Annotated in this window: 14 protein-coding genes, 2 tRNA genes and 1 pseudogene; 4 read left to right on the plus strand and 13 right to left on the minus strand. The window is 60.1% G+C overall.

Going from position 1 to position 19,220, the window contains the following annotated elements; all coding sequences use genetic code 11:
• Positions 1–19 precede the first annotated feature (19 nt).
• The 10 genes from ACUXHH_RS06365 to ACUXHH_RS06410 form a co-directional block, all read right to left on the minus strand.
• Entirely contained in the window at positions 20–2,209 is a 2,190-nt protein-coding gene (locus ACUXHH_RS06365) for a flagellar motor protein (RefSeq protein ID WP_279742024.1), read from the minus strand.
• Between the two features lie 10 nt (positions 2,210–2,219).
• Positions 2,220–3,176: a hypothetical protein gene (locus ACUXHH_RS06370; RefSeq protein ID WP_458391056.1), complete on the minus strand. Its 957-nt coding sequence runs from the start codon at positions 3,174–3,176 to the stop codon at positions 2,220–2,222.
• A 267-nt stretch (positions 3,177–3,443) separates the two neighbouring features.
• Positions 3,444–3,517, minus strand: a tRNA-Ile gene (locus tag ACUXHH_RS06375).
• A gap of 110 nt (positions 3,518–3,627) precedes the next feature.
• Entirely contained in the window at positions 3,628–4,833 is a 1,206-nt protein-coding gene (locus ACUXHH_RS06380) for a glycosyltransferase (protein ID WP_279742022.1), read from the minus strand.
• A gap of 312 nt (positions 4,834–5,145) precedes the next feature.
• A complete protein-coding gene (locus ACUXHH_RS06385; protein ID WP_279742021.1) occupies positions 5,146–6,018 on the minus strand; it encodes a phage holin family protein in 873 nt (290 codons plus the stop codon).
• Positions 6,019–6,422: 404 nt separating this feature from the next.
• Positions 6,423–6,495: transfer RNA gene (locus tag ACUXHH_RS06390), tRNA-Asn, on the minus strand.
• A 216-nt stretch (positions 6,496–6,711) separates the two neighbouring features.
• Positions 6,712–8,799 (minus strand): DNA primase, encoded by a 2,088-nt coding sequence (gene dnaG, locus ACUXHH_RS06395; protein ID WP_458391057.1) that lies wholly within the window; start codon positions 8,797–8,799, stop codon positions 6,712–6,714.
• Positions 8,800–8,936: 137 nt separating this feature from the next.
• Entirely contained in the window at positions 8,937–10,103 is a 1,167-nt protein-coding gene (dusB, locus tag ACUXHH_RS06400; protein ID WP_279754361.1) for a tRNA dihydrouridine synthase DusB, read from the minus strand.
• A 207-nt stretch (positions 10,104–10,310) separates the two neighbouring features.
• Positions 10,311–11,288 carry an N-acetyltransferase family protein gene (locus tag ACUXHH_RS06405; RefSeq protein WP_458391058.1) on the minus strand — a complete coding sequence of 326 codons (978 nt, stop codon included), beginning with the start codon at positions 11,286–11,288 and terminating at the stop codon, positions 10,311–10,313.
• 128 nt (positions 11,289–11,416) lie between these two features.
• Positions 11,417–12,796 carry a glycine--tRNA ligase gene (locus ACUXHH_RS06410; protein ID WP_279789165.1) on the minus strand — a complete coding sequence of 460 codons (1,380 nt, stop codon included), beginning with the start codon at positions 12,794–12,796 and terminating at the stop codon, positions 11,417–11,419.
• A gap of 234 nt (positions 12,797–13,030) precedes the next feature.
• Here ACUXHH_RS06410 and ACUXHH_RS06415 point away from each other — a divergent pair, with 234 nt between their 5' ends.
• Entirely contained in the window at positions 13,031–13,246 is a 216-nt protein-coding gene (locus tag ACUXHH_RS06415; RefSeq protein ID WP_279754358.1) for an RNA-binding S4 domain-containing protein, read from the plus strand.
• Positions 13,247–13,620: 374 nt separating this feature from the next.
• Here the strand turns inward: ACUXHH_RS06415 and ACUXHH_RS06420 are convergent, their stop codons facing one another.
• The 3 genes from ACUXHH_RS06420 to ACUXHH_RS06430 form a co-directional block, all read right to left on the minus strand.
• Entirely contained in the window at positions 13,621–13,785 is a 165-nt protein-coding gene (locus ACUXHH_RS06420) for a hypothetical protein (RefSeq protein WP_458391059.1), read from the minus strand.
• Between the two features lie 72 nt (positions 13,786–13,857).
• Complete coding sequence (locus ACUXHH_RS06425) at positions 13,858–15,882, minus strand: copper-translocating P-type ATPase (RefSeq protein ID WP_371568330.1); 2,025 nt, start codon at positions 15,880–15,882, stop codon at positions 13,858–13,860.
• A gap of 260 nt (positions 15,883–16,142) precedes the next feature.
• On the minus strand, positions 16,143–16,439 hold the full coding sequence (locus ACUXHH_RS06430; protein WP_458391060.1) for a heavy-metal-associated domain-containing protein: 297 nt from the start codon (positions 16,437–16,439) through the stop codon (positions 16,143–16,145).
• A 111-nt stretch (positions 16,440–16,550) separates the two neighbouring features.
• Here ACUXHH_RS06430 and ACUXHH_RS06435 point away from each other — a divergent pair.
• The 3 genes and pseudogenes from ACUXHH_RS06435 to ACUXHH_RS06445 form a co-directional block, all read left to right on the plus strand.
• A pseudogene (locus ACUXHH_RS06435) lies at positions 16,551–16,864 on the plus strand (sensor histidine kinase); the annotation flags it as partial.
• A gap of 139 nt (positions 16,865–17,003) precedes the next feature.
• A complete protein-coding gene (locus tag ACUXHH_RS06440) occupies positions 17,004–17,198 on the plus strand; it encodes a hypothetical protein (RefSeq protein ID WP_279789159.1) in 195 nt (64 codons plus the stop codon).
• A 71-nt stretch (positions 17,199–17,269) separates the two neighbouring features.
• The gene (locus tag ACUXHH_RS06445) at positions 17,270–18,739 is read left to right on the plus strand and encodes a multicopper oxidase family protein (RefSeq protein WP_458391061.1); all 1,470 of its coding nucleotides are present in this window, start codon (positions 17,270–17,272) and stop codon (positions 18,737–18,739) included.
• Positions 18,740–19,220 lie beyond the last annotated feature (481 nt).

Consider the following 19,220-nt stretch of genomic DNA (forward strand, 5'->3'; position numbering starts at 1 on the left):
AGGCGCTAGAGGTAGCTACTTACTGGAGGATGTCACCGTCATCAGCACCGAACTGGTTCAGCTGTACCGACTGGTTGGGATGTGCAGGCTGCTGAGCAGTCTGACCGGGCTGAACCGGCTGCGCTGCATGTGCTGCGTGCGCATCGTACGCGGGCATTGCCTTGGTCGGTTCAGTCTCACCGTAGTTTAAGCCCTGCTGCGGAGTGAACACCTGAGTCGGCGAGTCATCACCCACAGTATAGGCAGTGTTCTGCGCAGGGTAACCGGGCTGACCAGCGTAGCCACCCTGTGCCGGATAGCCGTTCTGTACATCAGCCTGGGTTGCACCGTAACCGGTCGCAACACCCGCCGCAGCACCAAGGGCTGCCGCCGAAGCGGCACGACGCTCACGGCCCTTCGCACGAGCCGCCGCAATCTTCTTGCGGAAGACGAAGAGCAGAACCAAGATGAGCAGCAGCAGACCCACAATGATTGCATCCACAATCACGTCAATCATGCTCAGACCGGACGCCGGAACAGTCAGACCGGAGGTGCTACTGACACCGCGGTCAGTCTTGACGCTCAGCTCGCCACCATTCACGGTGAGCTGCACATGCTGAGAGTTCTTCGCGATGCTGTTCGCGGCATCTACCTTCTGCTGGTCCAACGAGGAGAAAGTCGGTGCCTTGAAGGTGAACTCGAAGGGAGCCGAGTAGTAGCTACCCAGCTTCGAAGAGAGCTTAATCTCAGGGGTCACAATGTAGTCGGAGCCGAAGGGGTGGTAGCCACCGGGGCGGGTGACGGTCACCTTCGAATCGGGCAGGTACCCGTTCAAACGCTGGTTGAACTCGTTCTGGTCCTTACCGCGAACCTTCACGCTCACGATGGTGGCGCCACCGTCCTGACGGACCTCGGTCTCGTCATTGCTACCGCCTGCGAAAACGTCCTTGAGCTTCTGCTCAGCGCCCGAAACATCCTCGGTCGGGAATGCGTAGAGGAAACGCGCTTCCATGGAACCGTCCAGGCCCAGGGAAGTAACCACCTTCATACTCTTCATCTCAATCTGGCGCGAAGAAACAAGGTTAACCGCGAGAATCCTATTGTTCGAGCTGGAAGAGTTACTATCGCGTCGGCTGTAGTTAGGCTCGTAGCGGCGGTCCTCGCTCTCCTTCATCGTAAGGGTCATACCCTGACCCTCCGGGGAGCACAGCAGGGAGCAATCCAGAGTACCCGAGATGGTCTTCTCAACCTTGAAAGATCCGTCCTTCTCGGTTACTTCACGGCTAAAGGACAAATCAGAGCTGCTTGCACCAAAAATCTTCTTGAGCTTATCGCTCAGGTCCTGCGAAGAGGAAGCCTGGAAGATCAGGGTGCGACCAATTTCTTCCTTAGCAGCGTTGGTTGATGCGGAAGGAGCGTAACCCCTCGCTTCAGAAGAATCCAGCCCCTTCTTCAGCTCAGCGCCTTCAGGCTTGACCTGATTCAGGTAGGCATCCACTGCAGAGGAAGTTTCGCTATTCATAATTTCCTTGGCCGAGAAGGAAACCATAACAGAGTAACCGCCATCCTTCTCGTTGATATCCATGAATACAGCCTTGAAGCCGCGGTCCTGGACGTCCTTCGCAGAAATGGTGGAGCCGCCGGAGTTCTTCACTTTCTTCTCGCCAAACTTCACAGTGGTTTCGCTGCCGCTGCTGTTGAACACACTGTTCTTCTGGGAGGAATCAATCACACCATCAACAACAAGAGCTTCCGGGAGCCAGTCCAGCAAGTCTTTCGAGCTGAAGTTTTCCTTCACCTGAATACCCTGTACCAGACCCTGGTCAGAGTTGACGATGCTAATCTGCGGGGTAGCACTGGAACCAGCAGCCTTCAGGATAGAAGCGACCTTGGTACGGTACTCGTCCACAGAGGAGAAGGGAATGGTGAAGGTCGCACGTGCCTTGCCACCCTCAGACTGAATACCACCGTACTCCAGGCCCTCAGGCAGGTGTTTACGCACGGACGCATCCAGCGCCTGGGCGCCACCTTTAATCTTGTCCTTGTTGTCCTTCATATCGAAAGAAACCAGCATGGTGCGTGTACCCTTCTCAGCATTCTCAAGACCAAGCTGGGTCTCAATCTTAGCACCGCAGGCGCTCAGGATCAGGGCGGCAATGGTCAGCAGAACCGCCAAGAATATCCAACGCTGGTGACTGTCAGGTTTCACAGAGTAATTCAAAGTCTGCACGTATATCTCCCTAACTCACCAGTCGGTAGCTGATGAAGTACACAAGCATGACGGCAAGTACCCATGCTGTGCTCAGCGTCGCGTGCATGATAATCGGGGACTTCACGAAACGGCCCAGACGATTCAAACCAAGGTAGACGAGGGCCTCACCAGAGAAAACAGCGAAAGCTAGCAACAGCCCCAGCAGTACGAAGATAAAACCGAACCCTTCGTTGCTACTGATTCCACGCATGAAGAGAGCTACAAGGCTCAATACAATATACGTAGGGGCTACAGTCAGAGTCGACACCGCTACTACTTGCATCGAGGAAGCAAATGTAACCGGAACCTTGCCTGTGCGAGCAGTCAGCATAATCTGTACTCCACGCAGAATCAACACTACAGCTGAGATTACGAGGAGTCCCAGAAAAACGAGGAAGAGCTGACCGAAGGTAATCTTAGCGGTCATAAAGCTGTAAGCATCGCGGAACATAAATTTGAGGAATCCCAGCAGAAGCTGGGTAAGGAAGAAGGCAGCAACGATGGCTTGCAGAAAGACAGGAATTACCCAGCCCCATAGACCGGAAGCCTCCAAACGGGCGTGAGCCGGGCCAGGCTTACCAGCAAAGACATCCTGAAAAGCGTCCCATGTAGCACTCAAAGCTTTCATAAAAGGATCCGGCCCGGTAGCAGCATATACCGGTTGTGCAGGCTGGCCAGGCTGTGCGGGGGCTGTCTGAGCCTCAGCACTCGGCTGTGCATTAGCATTTACCTGAGCGGGGTGAGGTGCCTGCTGCGGATGGACGGGCTGCTGAGGTGCTAGCGGCACGGCAGGCTGAGTAGCATTACCCTGCTGGCTCACCTGAGCTGCCTTACCCGGCTGAGCAGGCAGCGAAGCGTCCTGCGCGGGACGCACGCCGGGATCATAGCCGTAACCACCGACTGCAGATGCACCCTGCGACGGGTTGTTGGGAGTGTTCTCCGACATTGAGATCCTCTCGTATGGTGTGTGGAAGCAATATCGCCGGCAGAATTAGCTTACCTGCGGTATCTCCCCGTCTTTCGTGACAAGACTTTTCAACCCTACCGTATTGAACGCTATGATGCGTCTTCGTTCGTCATTTACCCATTTTCATCACCATTGATGCACTCCATGCATGAAAATAGGCGCCCTGAGAGCACGACAAAAGCACGAAAAGAGGGTGCGAAAAAGCCCCGCCCGCCGACAAGTGGGTGAAGTCGACGGGCGGGGCAGTAGGGAGTGCGGGGCTCGAACCCGCGACCAAGGGATTATGAGTCCCCTGCTCTAACCGGCTGAGCTAACTCCCCATCCGGTGCAGTGATGGCGCACAATGGGCGCCAGCACCATCCTCTAGAATACCTGAACAGCGACTGAGAACGAAAAATACTCAATCCGCCGCTCAAGGGGCTAGAGAAGCTTAGCGTCGCGAGTCCAGGTAACGCTGGTACGGAGCGTCCCTCACGTACAGCTCCTCGAAGGTGCGCCAGGTGTTCTCAGCGCTGTGGAAGCCCACGATGCGGTGGGACTCACGACCCATCTGCTCACGCTCAGCGGCGGGCAGGGAGAGCACAGCCTCCAGCTTCTTGGCCAAATCCTGAGCGTTATTGGGTTCGAAGAGGTAGCCGTTCACACCATCCTCCACCAGGTGCGGCAGAGCCAGCGCATTCGCGAGAACCACGGGGGTGGAGGCGCTCATCGCCTCCAGGGAAACCAGGGACTGCAGTTCGGCGGTACCGGGCTGGCAAAACACATCAGCCATCTGGTACACCTCGGGCAGACGCTCATCCGGAACGAAGCCGCGGAAAATCACGCGGTCGAACACGCCGCAATCGTGCGCCTTCTGTTCGAGAGCCTCACGCAGCTCGCCGCCACCGGCGATATCCAGCACGACGTGCTCGAGAGTATCCGGCAGCAGGGAGAGCGCCTCGATCAGCACGTCCACATTCTTCTCTTCAGCCAGGCGACCCACGAAGGCGATACGCAGCTCACCCGGAACCTTGCCAGCGTCAGCGCCCTCAGCCAGCTCGTAGTCGCTAATCTCAATACCGTTAGAAACGGGCATAACGGGGCGATTAAAATGGCCCAGGTCGCGCATCGCATCCGCACCAATCTGGGTGGGGGTGGTAACGACGGCGGTCTGGGAAAAGCAGAAACGCATGTCCCTCCAGGTGATCTTCTCAATCACACGCTTCACTGCGGAGGGGAAGGGCAGGAACGGGTCAAGGTTCGCCGGCATGAAGTGGTTCGTGGAGATGACGCGGATACCGCGACGCTTCGCCTGAAAGATAAGGGCGCGACCAATAATGTAGTGGCACTGCACGTGCACCACATCCGGGCGGACCTCATCGAGGATTGCGCCGACCTCGGACCAAATCTCCCAGGGCAGGCAGATGCGGTTCGTCTCGTGGGTCGGGGGCAGATGCGAGCGCAGGCGGTGCTCAACGATACCGCCCTCTACTTCGGTGCGGTAGCTGGGGCCGGGGATAGGGCTGGCTGCGACTACGTGTACGGAGTGGCCGCGCTTGAGCATGGAGGTGGCGAGGCGGTGACCGAATTGTGCTGCACCGTTAATGTCCGGCGGGTAGGTTTCTGCGCCAATCAGAATCGTCTTTGCCTGTTCCATGACGGGGCTCCTCATCGGGGTGTAGCGTGTCGGTGACTTTGGGGTTTCGGGTGCGACGGTGCGCCGCTTCTACCTCTGCCTGTCGCGTGAACCGGGTGGGTCCAGTACGTATAGCACTTGTCTATTCTACCTGTGAGCTGCGTCCTTCTCCGATTCATGGAGGGAGGGTTTGGCTGGGAGTTGCCTCTAAACCTCCCGTCCGGCCAGGTGCCCTCAATTTACCCAAGACGCGCAAACGCCCCGATGTACTCATCGGGGCGTTTGGACGCTTGGCATTAAACCTATGCCGGTTTGAGCGGCAAACGGTCTTTATTAGCGGCGAACCAGGCGGTTCAGGAAGTGCAGGACGGTTGCAATGGATGCACCCAGTACTGCGAAAGACTTCCAGCGTGCCTGCAAAACCTCGGGCTTGCGCACGTTCTCTGCCAGGCCACGACCGGTAGCTGCTGCACCTGCAGCAACCTCGGAGGGGACTGCCTTGAGAGCATCCAGAGCCTGCTCGGTGTTGTTCTGAACGTCGCCGGTGTAGGACTGCAGGTCGTCGCGCAAGGCTGCCAGGTGCTGGCGACGCTCTGCGGTGCGCTGCTTGAGCTCTTCGAAGGTCGGCGGCTTGGGCTCTTCCTCACCGCGTGCCTTACGCTCTTCAGCTTCCTGACGTGCGCGTTCTGCTGCTTCTTCAGCTTCCTTAGCCTTCTGCTCTGCACGCTCTGCCTGTTCCTTCTTCAGGCGCTCAGCGGACATGGCGGTACCTTCCTTGAGTACGCCGAGGTCGAAGAGCAGACCGAAGATTGCGGATTCGGGCTTGAACGGCAGCTGCGCCTTGACCTTCTTCAGACCGACCAGGGCACAGATTGCCAGGACAATGAGGAAGATGAGGGCGAAGACCAGCGCGGATGCCCAGTAGGGCATGACGGTGCCGAGACCGAGGATTGCTGCAGCAACCAGGGCAATGATCAGGAACAGACCGAAGACTGCTGCTACACCGAAGAAGGCCGCACCCTTACCAACGGCGATACCCTTGGTCTTCAGCTCGTGTTTTGCAATCTGGATTTCGTCCTTAACCTGGCTGGGTCCAAGGGTCTTGAAGGTTTTGCCAGCGTCGATGATGTTCGCGACGCCGGACTTAATCCCGCTGATGCCAGCAAAGAAACCCTTAGGTGCCTTAGGATTAGTAGTAGTGGTCATGACCACCTCTCCGTGACGTGTTTTTGGAGGCTTCTTTTTCGCACTCCACCTCCTATAGTTTAGCCCCTTATTCCATCTCTGGATGACCGTTTGAGTGCGGTTTTATACTATCTCTTCAGGTATTTTCGACTTTCTGGAGATTGTGTTGAGCTACAGGCGTAGCTTTCTGGGTTTGGTTGCGCTACGGATTTGCTCTGGAGCAGGCGCAAGAGGATGCTGACCGACCACTCCCCCGCTACACGCTGGGTGGATGCGTGGCGTGTAAGTGGGGAACTTTTCTGTGCGTTAGACTTCACATTTTTGCAGGGTGAAGCATCGTTGCCTCGCCGAGTGGTTACTGCGCTGGAGTCCCGTCGGGAAAATGGAAAAGCCTCAGAACTTTGTTCTGAGGCTTTCACTATTTGCTCCCCCGACTGGACTCGAACCAGTAACCCTTCGATTAACAGTCGAATGCTCTGCCAATTGAGCTACGGGGGATTATTTTGCTTTTCGTTGCCGGTTTCCCTTGCAACGAGTAATAACTATACCGGGACTGTTTGGGCTCCGCAACTTTAAATACCGTGAAGTGCGTCACTCTTTGGGCTGTCTGATGAGATTGGGCGGTACGGCTCCTGCTGATTGGCGGTGCTCCCCCAGCTACCTGTGGAACGTAGAGGTTCTACAGCTAGCCGGGGTATTCACAAGGAACCGTGCTTAGCCGCGCTGTGTGCTGAGCTGGCGGCGGCGCATTTCCAGTTCGAGGAGCTGACGCTGTACCGCTTCAAACTCTTCGTCGTCGGGGTTGGCGCTGAGCTGTTCCAGGCGCATCATCAGGTCAGATTTTTGGCGGGCGATCTGCTGTTCGAATAGGGCGTTGAGTGCGCCGGTAACGAAATTGGGCAGGTACTCGTCGCTGCTGACCGGTAGCGGTGAGACAGCAAGCTCCGCGATAGCGGGGTGTACGCCTTCCACGGCGCCGGAGCGCACACAGTTAATCCATTCGATTCCAGGGGTAGGTGCCATGACGGTTGCCGCATGAATAATGCCGGCCGCTACCTCGCGGTGGGTGCGGTAGCGGAACTGCACGATGGCAAGATTACGCCACTGTTCCACGCTGATGAGCTCGGGGTGCTGCAGGGCAATCTCGAGCGCCGCCTTTTCGAGGCGGGCAACCGGGTCGCGCGGGTCGGGGGTGAGGAATTCCTCGACGGCGGGGGCGGTCGCCTCCGGCTGGGGTACAGCGGGTTGAATACTGCTCGGTGGGTGCGCGGCAGCGTTCTGCCCGGCGTAGGCGCTGGGTGCGACGTGGTCTTCCGGGGGCGGTGCATCGTAGGCGGGGTCGTAGGGCGCGTCCGCATGAACTGCCCCCTGAATACCTGCATACCCCGGCGCGCCGGGCACACCCTGCGGACCTTCATTCAGACGCTCGTACCGCGGCGCGGCGGTAGCCTCCGCTTGCTGGATGCGCGAAAGCTTCGGGTGGTTCTGCGCGTACGCCACGGCACGCTGAATCTCGTCGAGTTCCAGACCGAGCTGACCAGACACCTTACGCATGTAGGCGGGGCGCAGATCGCGGTCCTTGATGCCGGCAATAATCGGGGCGATAGCGCGCATCGCCAGCACGCGACCTTCAAGGGTCGCCAAATCGTACTTGACGAGGGTCGAATCAATCGCAAACTCGAAGAGCGGTCGGCGCGAAGCAATCAGAGAGCGCACGGCGGCGTCGCCCTTATGCAGGCGCAGGTCGCAGGGGTCCATACCATTCTCGGCTACCGCCACAAAGGTCTTTGCGACGAAGCGCTGATCCTCCTGGAAGGCGGCCATGGCGGCTTTCTGTCCTGCGGCATCACCATCGAAGGTGAAGATGATTTCGCCACCGGAGCCGTCGTCGGTAATCATACGGCGCACCATCTTGATGTGCCCGGGACCGAACGCGGTGCCGCAGGTCGCAACGGCGGTGGTGATTCCGGCGAGGTGTGCCGCCATGACGTCCGTATAGCCTTCCACAATGACAACCTGCTTAGTCTTGGTCATATCGCGTTTTGCCAGGTCAATGCCGTAGAGCACCTGGGATTTCTTGTACAGTTGCGTCTCGGGAGTGTTCAGGTATTTGGGACCCTGGTCATCGTCAAAAAGGCGGCGAGCACCGAAGCCGATGGTTTCACCGGCGATGGTACGAATCGGCCAGATGATGCGGCCACGGAAGCGGTCATACAGGCCACGGTTACCCTCCGAGAACATGCCGGTAGCCTTCAGTTCCTCATCGGTGAACCCCTGGGAGCGAAGGTGCTTGAGCAGGTGGTCCCAGCCGCGCGGGGCGTAGCCGACACCGAACTTGCGGGTTGCGGCGGGGTCGAAACCGCGGGCGCCGAGGAAGCGTTGTGCCTCCTGCGCATCCGGTGAGTAGAGGTTGCGTTCAAAGAACTCAGTGGCAATCTTGTGCGCATCGAGCAAGCGGCGGCGCATGCCCGCCTCGTAGCGGTCGCCCGGCTTACCGCCCTCATAATGCAGAGTGTAGCCGATGCGCGCGGCAAGGCGCTCCACCGTCTCCACGAAGCTGGTGTGTTCCATCGCCATGACGAAGGAGTACACATCACCGGATTCACCGCAGCCAAAGCAGTGGTACGAGCCAACCTGCGGGCGCACATTGAAGGAGGGCGTGCGCTCGTCGTGGAACGGGCACAGCCCCTTGAAGGTGCCTATACCGGCACTTTTGAGGCTCACATAGCCTTCAATGATTTCGCGGATATCGGTACGAGCGCGGACTTCGTCAATATCTTCTTTGCGGATTAATCCAGCCATAAACTCAATTCTACGGTGAGGGTCAACAGGTAGCGCCTACAGGCGTTGCAGGAGCGGGAGATAGCGCGCAAACAGGCTCGCAAAAAGGATGCGCCGCGACGCGCAAACAGCACGCCGCGGCACACAAGTACAGGTGTTTAGCCGCCGGAAATATCCAGCTCAGCCTCGACCAGGCCCAGACGCTCAGCATCCCCCAGGATGCGCGAATCCAGCCAGCCATCGGGCAGGTGCGGCTGCTTGGGGCTGCCGGCGCGACCGCGCGAACCCTCCACGGCGGCACCCGGGTAACCAATCGAGTGGTCCAGCTGAGCAATCAGTTCACGGAACGTCACCAGATCGGGCACCTGAGCCATCTTCGCACGTAGCTCGCCACCGACCGGGTAACCCTTGAAGTACCACGCCACATGCTTGCGGATCTCACGCAGGCCTCGGGTCTCATCGCCGAAGGTTTCCACCAGCAGTTCTGCATGGCGGTAAATCATGTCCGACACCTCAGTCAGGGTCGGGCGGATACGCTCCGACGAACCATCAAACGCATTCTGCAGGTCACCAAACAGCCACGGGCGACCCTGGCAGCCGCGACCAATCACCACGCCGTCCACGCCGGTCTGCTCAACCATACGCACCGCATCCTCAGCGGAGAAAATATCGCCATTACCCAGAATCGGCACATCCGGAATCAGCTCACGCAGCTGCGCAATCGAATCCCAGTCAGCCTTACCCGAATAATGCTGAGCCGCAGTACGACCATGCAGGGCAATCGCTGCAACACCGGTATCACGAGCAATCTTGGCGGACTCCAAGAACGTAATGTGGTCATCGTCGATACCCTTACGCATCTTAATGGTCAGCGGAATATCGTTACGGGACGCCTCCTTCACCGCGGTCTGCACGATCGCAGTGAACAGGTCAGTCTTCCAGGGCAGGGCGGCACCGCCACCGCGGCGAGTCACCTTAGGAGCCGGGCAACCAAAGTTCAAGTCAATGTGGTCGGCTCGGTCCTCTTCAACGACCATGCGCACAGCCTTACCGACATTGACCGCGTCCACACCGTAAATCTGGATGGAGCGGATCTTCTCGTCCGGGTCATGTTCAATAATGCGCATGGACTCGGGCTTACGCTCCACCAGGGCACGCGCAGTCACCATTTCGGTAACGTACAGGCCGCCGCCATATTCACTGCAGAGGCGGCGGAAAGCCTTATTGGTCACGCCAGCCATCGGGGCGAGAACCACGGGAGTATCAACGGTCAGTTTGCCCAGTTTCAGGGGCGGAAGGGTAAGACGGGGTGCTTCAGAATTCACCCCTATATTGTGGCATACGGGGGCAAATTGAGAACCGGACTCAGCTGAGGGGGTACAGCGGCGCGACACAACAGCACAACACAGCACAGCGGCATGGCGCAGGCACAGCAACCGCCAGGAGGCGCAGGTACGCACAAGGGGCGGGGAAGCACTCCACTCCCCCGCCCCTCTCAGCAAGAATCAGCCAGCAGGCCCGGTACCGAAAACCTACTCGGTCACGTAAATATAGGTCGGATCACCCTCCACTGAAGCAGTACCGGCGCGCAGCAACACATCGGTTACCTGAACCAGCGCCTCCATAGAGTCATCAACCTCAACCAGCACAGGATACTTAGCGCTCAGCAGGGACAGTACCTGCATAATCGCCTCCACGGCGCCCTCATTATCAAAGTCGTAGCCCAGCAGCAGTTCGGTGGCGGTGTTCTCATCCACCAGGGCCGCCTCCGGGTCAGTCTCGAACGGGTGGTAGCTCACCGCAAATGCAACAATCGGGCCCTTCTTACCCTCGGCAGCAGCCTCACGAATATGGTCGCGAAGCACCACGGCACCAAAAGCACGCGACTCATCGGAAAGGAAGTAGCGGTTCACCGTACCCAGACCCACCTCGGCGGGAACATCCCACTCATGGGCGCGGCGGTAGAAATTCCAGAGCGCGGAGGTCAGCTCCACCGAACCGGTCGCCAAATCCTCAATCGCCTGAGTCTCGTTACCGTCAGCATCCTCACGCAAAGACACCGGAGGGATCGCGCCCGGCTCCACACGCACCATGCGGGAACGCTGAACCAGCTTAAAACCAGCAGCCTGAGCGAACTCCTCACCGTCACTAAACGGTGCAAGCTTCACACGCAGAGTAGTGGTCTGGCCGTGCTCCGCCGCAACCTCACGCAACGCATCCAGCAGCGCCGAACCGATACCCTGACGGCGGTGATCAGTAGCCACCTCCACATACGACCACAAACGCGTCGGATGCATCAGCGAAGCAACCACAGTACCCGCAGCAACCGGAACACCAGAAACAGTCACCACCAGGGTGCGGCTAAACGGCGCGTCCGTATCCGGGCCGAAAAGGCCACGCTGGCGCTCCTCATTCTCATTGCGGGCAGAGTTCCAAATCTCAAGCAGGGCAAGGTCATCACCCTCCTGCCAAGGGCGAATCTCAAATTTTTCGCTGAGGCGTTTAGCCATGTTCCTGCACCTTTCCTTCGCTCGCATCAATCGTGCCAATCAGTCTAACCAGGGTAGCCCAAATACACGACGGCGGGTAGCCTCTTTCACTCTAAGAAGCTACCCGCCGACCATGTTATGAATTATTTTTAGCCTGCCAGGCGTGCAGCCAGGTAAGACTTCACCTGATCCAGAGCCACACGCTCCTGGTTCATGGTGTCGCGCTCGCGGATAGTCACAGCCTGATCCTCGAGAGTGTCAAAGTCCACGGTGATGCAGAACGGGGTACCGATCTCATCCTGGCGGCGGTAACGGCGGCCAATAGCGCCCGCTTCGTCGTAGTCCACGTTCCACAGGCCACGCAGCTCATTCGCCAGCTTGGTTGCCGGCTCAGACAGTTCAGCCTTCTTCGACAGCGGCAGGACAGCAGCTTTGACCGGCGCCAGGCGCGGGTCGAGCTTCAGCACGACGCGCTTATCCACGCCGCCCTTAGTGTTGGGTGCCTCATCCTCGACGTATGCGTCAACAAGGAACGCCATCATGGAGCGGGTCAGACCGAAGGACGGCTCAATCACGTACGGCACGTAACGCTCACCGGTAGCCTGGTCAAAGTATTCAAGCTTCGCATTGGAGTGCTCGTTGTGCACACCCAGGTCGTAGTCGGTGCGGTTCGCAACACCCATCAGCTCGCCCCACTCAGACCCCTGGAAGCCGAAGCGGTACTCAACGTCAATAGTGCCAGCCGAGTAGTGTGCACGTTCATCCTGAGGAACGTCGAAGCGGCGCATGTTCTCCGGGTTAATACCCAGGTCAATGAACCAGTTCCAGCAATCCTCAACCCACTCGTTGAAGTACTTATCAGCGTCATCCGGGTGCACGAAGTACTCAATTTCCATCTGCTCGAACTCACGAGTACGGAAAATGAAGTTACCGGGAGTGATCTCGTTACGGAACGACTTACCAATCTGGCCAATACCGAACGGCGGGCGCTTACGAGAAGCAGTCACCACATTGTTGAAGTTCACGAAAATACCCTGAGCGGTCTCCGGACGCAGGAAGTGCAGACCCTCCTCATTATCAACCGGGCCCAGGTAAGTCTTCATCAGACCGGAGAAGTTCTGCGGCTCAGTCCACTCACCACGAGTACCACAGTTCGGGCAAGCAATCTCATCCATGCCCTCAGCCGCGCGACCCTTCTTCGCCTCAAAGTTCTCCAACAGGTGATCCTGACGCAGACGCTTGTGGCACGACAGGCACTCAACCAGCGGGTCGGTGAAGGTCGCCACGTGACCGGACGCCTCCCACACCGCACGAGGCAGAATAACGGAAGAATCCAGGCCAACCATATCCGCACGAGAGCGGACGAAACGCTGCCACCACTGCTGACGGATGTTTTCCTTCAGCTCTGCACCGAGGGGGCCATAGTCCCATGCGGAGCGGGAACCGCCGTAAATTTCACCGGCCTGAAAAACAAAGCCGCGGCGCTTCGCGAGCGCAATAACGTTATCGAGGGTGGACTTTTCAGCCATAGTTACTCCTTCTGCCCCGCCACCGGCTGTGACGTGCGTGAGTTCGGGTTCATAAGGGACACCGCCCAGAACGGGGCGCCCGTATTCGCGCTCATCGGCGCAATATGCACACTTTTTGATGCAAGACACTAGGGTACCATCACCGCCCCACCCCTGGGTATGCCTGCCCCGGCCCACCACTCCCCCTTTTTTTGCCGGACGCCAGGATGCACCCGGCGGGATAAACTAGAGAGCATGGAAGAAATTTTTATTCGCGACGACATGATTCGTCTGGGCCAGTTTTTGAAGCTAGCTAACCTTGTCGAGGACGGCGCGCAGGCACGCGAGGTCATTCAGCACGGCCTGGTAAAGGTCAACGGCGACATTGAGGAAGCACGCGGCAAGCAGCTGCACCCCGGCGATACGGTGACCTTCAACAGCGTGACCGTGAAGGTTGCGCACGAGGGCTAGCCTCTCTCTGCTTGGTTAGGGCTACATGCGAGGGACGGTGTTCGCCCTCGTTCCTACAGGGAACCCGCCCTCGCTTCGCTTCGGGCACCCTGATGTCACTACGGACGACACCGCCCCTCCGCGCGCACCACGGACAGCTGGGGTAGCTATACCCTCCGGAAGCGACATCAGGGTGCCGCCCCGGGCGCTCTCCGCTGCGAAGCAAGGAGAAGCGGAGCGTCCGGGTGCGGCGGGTACCCCTGCAGGAGCGGAGGAAGGGTATATCGTCCACCCACCCAGCCCCTGTAAGAACGAGGACGATAACCGCCTTTCCAAGCGGAACCACACGTAAGCCCCCGAGTCGTCATGACCCGGGGGCTTTCCATATAGTCGATTTAGGCGTCAGAGCCTTCCGCGGCGCCGGTCGCCTCCGCAACCTTCTGCTCACGAATACGCGGCTCCTGACCCTGCACCTTCACCTCCAGGAACTCGCCCACGTGACGAATCTCCATGGCGCTCACGCCGTGATCCATTCCACCCATCTCGTCCATGGTCCCCATATGACCCTGAAAGGGTGCGCTTCATGGTGGAGCCTTTCAGGGTCATATGGGGCAGTGGAGAGAAGTGGTGAATCAGTGGACGGCGGTGGATGCCGGAGTAGGCGTGGTGTGTTCTTCCTTCGGACTGGTGGGAGCCAGGTGGGCCGGGTCCAGATCAATCCGGCGCAGCAACTGAGCGTTAAGCGCCACCACAATCGTCGACAGCGACATCAACACCGCAGCAGCAGCCGGGGGAAGCAGAATGCCGCTAGAGGCGAGCACGCCGGCGGCCAGGGGCACGGACAAGATGTTGTAACCGGACGCCCAGATGAGGTTCTGGATCATCTTACGGTAGCTGGCCTGCGAGAGCTCAATCATCGACAATATTGCCCGGGGATCGTCACTGGCCAGGACCACTCCGGCGGATTCCATTGCCACATCCGTGCCGGCTCCGATGGCGATGCCGACCTCGGCGCGGGCCAGGGCCGGGGCGTCGTTGACACCGTCGCCGACCATGGCCACGCTCAGGCCACGCTCCTGTAACTGGGTGACCTTGGTGTCCTTGTCCTGGGGCAGAACCTCGGCGAAGACCTCATCAATCCCCAGGTCCTGGCCAACCGCATGGGCCACCTGCTGCGCGTCACCGGTAATCATCGCGACCTTCACCCCGCGGTCCTGCAGGGCTTTCACAGCGGCGCGGGATTCGGGGCGGATCTTGTCCTCGACGGCCACCGCACCGATAATCTGACCGTCGCGGACAATATGGAGTACACCGGCCCCACGCCCGGTCCAGGCGCTGGTGGCGTCGGTGAGCTCGGCCGGGGTGGTGAGGTTGAACTCGCGCAGCATGTTCGGCCCGCCCACGAAGATCTCAGCGCCATCGACAGTGGCCCGGACCCCCCTGCCGGAGGCGGCGCTGAAACCAGTTGCACGGATTTGCCGACGAGAGGCCTCGGGATGGGTGGCCGCGGCCGCCACGATGGCGCGGGCCACGGGATGCTCGCTGTCGGCCTCCGCGGCGGCGGCCAGGGCCAGCAGCTCGCCCTCAGTGACGCCGACAGTTGCCGCGACACCGGTGACCGCGTGCGCGCCCTCGGTCAGGGTACCGGTTTTATCGAAGAGCACCACGTCGATGGTGCGCATCCGCTCGAGCGCCATCCGGTCCTTGATGAGCACCCCGGATTTCGCGGCCCGCTCGGTGGAGATCGCAATGACCAGCGGAATCGCCAGGCCCAAGGCGTGCGGGCAGGCGATGACCAGCACCGTGACCGTGCGCACCACGGCATCGTCCGGGCTGCCGATGGTGGTCCACACCACCGCGGTGATCAGAGCAGAGATCAGCGCGAACCAGAACAACAACGCCGCCGCCCGATCCGCCAGGGCCTGGGCCCGGGAGGAGGACTCCTGTGCGTCGGCAACCATGCGTTGGATTCCGGCCAAGGCGGTGTCCCCGCCGGTAGCCTCCACCCGGACGCGGACGGTGTTGTCGGTGGCCACGGTACCGGCGACCACCTTGTCACCGGTGTCGCGGAAGACGGGACGGGATTCGCCAGTGATCATCCCCTCATCGAATTCGGCGGCTCCGTCGATGATGGTTCCGTCGGCCGGCACCCGGGCACCGGCCCTCACCAGTACGACGTCGCCGACGACCAGCTCGGAGATGTCCACGGTGCGGGTGGTCCCATCGATGACTTTCTCGGCCTCATCCGGCAATAGGGCAGCCAGCGCGTCAAGCGCGGAGGACGCACCCCCGAGAGCGCGCATCTCCAGCCAGTGTCCCAGCAGCATGATGGTCACCAGCAGGGCCAACTCCCACCAGAAGTCCAGGTCAAAACCGCCCAGCCCCAGAGTGGTGACCCAGGAGGCGACAAACGCCACGGTGATGGCCATGGCAATCAGGAGCATCATCCCGGGTTGGCGGGATTTCAGTTCCTTCCATCCGCCCTTGAGGAAAGGCGTTCCGCCGTAGACGAAGATGATCGTGTCCAGTATCGGGGGAATCCAGGTGGATCCGGGGAATTCCGGGAGGGGGTAGCCGAGCAGGTGGGCGACCATGGGGCTGAAAATAACGACGGGAATGGACAGAATCAGTGACCACCAGAAGCGTTCCCGAAACATTGCGGTACTGTGCCCGGCGTGTTCGCCGTGACCATGAACCTGGTGGTCTTCGTCCAGGACAGAGTGCGGGTGACCGTGGGACATCGCCTGGCCGTGAGTGTCGGCATCTGCATGGTGTTCGTGGCTGGCATGATCCGGGTGGTGGGTGTGGTCTGTTTCTGGAGCGGGGTGATCACCATGGTGATCGCCGGAATGGTGGGGAGTGTTCATGACGTTCCTTTCGCTCAACCCGGTCGGGGTCGAGATGATGGGTAAATCGATCAGGATAAGACGGTGTAGCCGGTCGCCTCGATAGCCCGGCGAACCATCTCCGGAGGTACGACACCGGTGACCGTGACGGTGGAAACACCACCAGCAGCGAGATCAACCTGGACGTCGTCGACCTGGGGGAGGGTATGAAGGGCCTGGGTCACGCTTTTCGCGCAGTGCCCGCAGGTAAGGCCGGTGACCTGATAGCTAGAGGAGGACCCTCCTGCTGACGAGTCGCTGGCGGCAGGGTTGGAGACGGTGTCGGCACGTGAGGCAGGTCCGCAACAGCTGCAGCCGTGGGAGGCCATCGGCAAGAGGCGGGGCGGTGATCACGGGAAAGCTCCTACGGGTCGGTGGGATGCGGCGATGCTATTCTCCAGTATATACCCCCCAGGGGTATATTTTCAAGAGGTGGAGGACACACCCCGGCCGGCGGGCAGGTCCGGATTAGCGTCCACCGACAGGGGGCGTCCACCGTGCTCATCCACGTCGCCGATGACGGCGAGGGCATCCCACCTGGCCAGCCCGGACATATCTTCGAACGCTTCTACCCGGGGGGGGCGCCCGCAGTCGGGACAATGGCGGGGCCAGTATCGGTCTGACCATCTCCAAGGCATAGATTGAGGCCCACGGCGGCACTCTCACCGCCACCTCCCCCGGGCCCGGTCGCAGAGCAGTGTTTACCCTCCGCCTCCCACTGTCCCCTCCCAATAGTGAGGAGGCTACTCGGTGACCACGCCCTGCCCCGCGCGAGAGCCATACCCTCCCCCTTTGAAAATATACCCCAGGGGGGTATATGCTGGAGAAGTGGCATCACCGCATCCCACCGACTCGTAGGAGCTTTCCCGTGATCACCGCCCCGCCTCTTGCCGATGGCCTCCCACGACTGCTTCTACCACAGCCTCACGACCTGCCTGGGGGAACTCGACAATGAGGATATCCAGGTCACAATCACCGATGATGCCATCGGCCTGATTGAGGTCAGCTACCAGGGGCGTACCGGCACCACGGAGTTTTCCACCACCGACGACGGTGCCATCTGTGTCACAGACCTGCGCCTGACGTGATGGCTCAGCAGAGTCCTCACCTGCGCCTGTCTCCCATATCACTGAAATCTTGTACCAAGAAAGGTTAAATCATGACGAACGCGTTTCCCCGACGACAGTTTCTGCTCGGCGGGCTCGCCCTCGCCGGCACCGGGGCCTTGGCCGCCTGCACCAGCAACCCTGGACCCGCTGCCTCGACACCAGGTCCCTCCCTTCGCCCCACTCCCACCCCCACTGCGCTCGGTGAGCCGACGGTGCGCCGGACGCTGACCGCCCGGCCCCTCTCCCTGGATATCGGCGGCATCGAAGCCAAGACGTGGGGATACGTCTCTAACACCGGGGATGCGGCCATTGAGGCCACCGTCGGCGACGTCCTCCAGGTCGATATCACCAATGAACTGCCTGAGAGCACCTCCATCCACTGGCATGGCATCGCACTCCACAACGCAACCGACGGTGTGCCCGGCATGACCCAGGACCCCATTGAACCTGGTAAGTCTTTCTCCTATGTTTTTAAAGTCCCCCACGGTGGCACCTACTTCTACCATTCCCACACCGGCCTGCAGCTTGATCGCGGCCTCCACGCCCCACTGATCATCCGTGACCCGCAAGACGCTGAGGACCAGGACGTCGAGTGGACCATCGTGCTCGACGACTGGGTCGATGGCATTCAGGGCACTCCCGACGATGAGCTCGACAAGCTCACCGGAATGGGTTCGGGCGACCATCACGGGAAGATGGGAATGGGAAATCATCACGGCACCCCGGATCGGGTACTGGGCGGGGATGCCGGCGATGTGATGTATCCGTACTACCTCATCAACGGACGTATCCCCCGTGCTCACCGGACCTTCGAGGCTCGCCCGGGCAACAAGGCCCGCCTGCGGTTTATCAACTCCGGCGGTGACACCATCTTCAAGTTGGCCCTCGGGGGTCATCGCATGACCGTTACCCACACCGACGGCTTCCCTGTCCAGCCCTTGGAGACCGAATCGATCTACCTGTCGATGGGCGAGCGTGTCGACGTCGAGGTCATCCTCGGCGACGGCGTCTTCCCGCTCACGGCTTTGGCGGTGGGTAAGAACGACCGCGCCTTCGCCGTCATCCGCACCGCCGGCGGCCAGGCCCCCAGCCCCGATGTCGACTTCCCCGAGTTGTCGTCCACCGGGCTGCTTCTGTCCTCCCTGAAGCCAGCAGACCGTGCACTCCTGCCCGAGGGCACACCAGACCGAGAAGTCAGCATCGACCTGGACGGGCAGATGATGCCGTATAAATGGAGCATTCTCACCGACGGCCAATCCTCCTCCGCGACCGTGCAGGAGGGCCAGCGCCTGCGGATGGTCATGCACAACAGGACCATGATGCCCCACCCCATGCACATCCACGGCCACACGTGGTCGCTGCCCGGCAGCGGCGGGCTACGCAAGGACACCGTCCTTCTCCGCGGCGGCGAAACCATAATCGCCGACCTGATCGCTGAGAACCCCGGTGAGTGGGCATTTCACTGCCATAACGCCTATCACATGGAAACCGGGATGTTCAGCTCGCTTCGCTACACGTAACCCCCACAGCAGGGTTGAGTGCCGAGGTGGGCAGAGTCGCTACAGACCACCCACCGGGCAGCACGATGATCTTCCTCGGTGTTGTGGTCTTCCGGGACAGCCAGAACACCGTCTTATCGTGGTTGCCGCGGTGCTCCCCTTCGTTCCTCCCCTCACTAAGCAGGGGCGGGGCGCCGCATATTTCCTCCGCGCCTACGCAGGGGCACCCGTCACCCGGACGCTCCGCCCTCTCCTCGCTCCGCATCGGAGAGCGTCCGGGCTGACACCCTGAGGGCGCATCCGGAAAACGCGGCCGCACCCGCACAGCTCTACAGGCAGGCCTGCTAACTCCAGCGCGAAAAGGCGGTATCGTCCGAACGTGACATCAGGGTGCCCGAAGCGAAGCGAAGGCGGGTTCCCTGTAGGAACGAGGACGATAACCACCTTTCCAAGCGGAACCGGGCATCCCAAGCAGAAGCAAAAGCTCAACGTAAGCCCCCGA

This window comes from Rothia sp. 110740021-2 (genome assembly GCF_054263775.1).

Bases quoted from the DNA above. Each gene is read 5' to 3' on its own strand.
- ACUXHH_RS06420 (WP_458391059.1), bottom strand. From the start codon at position 13,785: ATGGGGACCATGGACGAGATGGGTGGAATGGATCACGGCGTGAGCGCC.
- ACUXHH_RS06410 (WP_279789165.1), bottom strand. From the start codon at position 12,796: ATGGCTGAAAAGTCCACCCTCGATAACGTTATTGCGCTCGCGAAGCGC.
- dnaG (WP_458391057.1), bottom strand. From the start codon at position 8,799: ATGGCTGGATTAATCCGCAAAGAAGATATTGACGAAGTCCGCGCTCGT.
- ACUXHH_RS06385 (WP_279742021.1), bottom strand. From the start codon at position 6,018: ATGACCACTACTACTAATCCTAAGGCACCTAAGGGTTTCTTTGCTGGC.
- ACUXHH_RS06440 (WP_279789159.1), top strand. From the start codon at position 17,004: ATGGCCTCCCACGACTGCTTCTACCACAGCCTCACGACCTGCCTGGGG.
- ACUXHH_RS06405 (WP_458391058.1), bottom strand. From the start codon at position 11,288: ATGGCTAAACGCCTCAGCGAAAAATTTGAGATTCGCCCTTGGCAGGAG.
- ACUXHH_RS06415 (WP_279754358.1), top strand. From the start codon at position 13,031: ATGGAAGAAATTTTTATTCGCGACGACATGATTCGTCTGGGCCAGTTT.
- ACUXHH_RS06430 (WP_458391060.1), bottom strand. From the start codon at position 16,439: ATGGCCTCCCACGGCTGCAGCTGTTGCGGACCTGCCTCACGTGCCGAC.
- ACUXHH_RS06445 (WP_458391061.1), top strand. From the start codon at position 17,270: ATGACGAACGCGTTTCCCCGACGACAGTTTCTGCTCGGCGGGCTCGCC.
- ACUXHH_RS06425 (WP_371568330.1), bottom strand. From the start codon at position 15,882: ATGTTTCGGGAACGCTTCTGGTGGTCACTGATTCTGTCCATTCCCGTC.
- ACUXHH_RS06380 (WP_279742022.1), bottom strand. From the start codon at position 4,833: ATGGAACAGGCAAAGACGATTCTGATTGGCGCAGAAACCTACCCGCCG.
- ACUXHH_RS06370 (WP_458391056.1), bottom strand. From the start codon at position 3,176: ATGTCGGAGAACACTCCCAACAACCCGTCGCAGGGTGCATCTGCAGTC.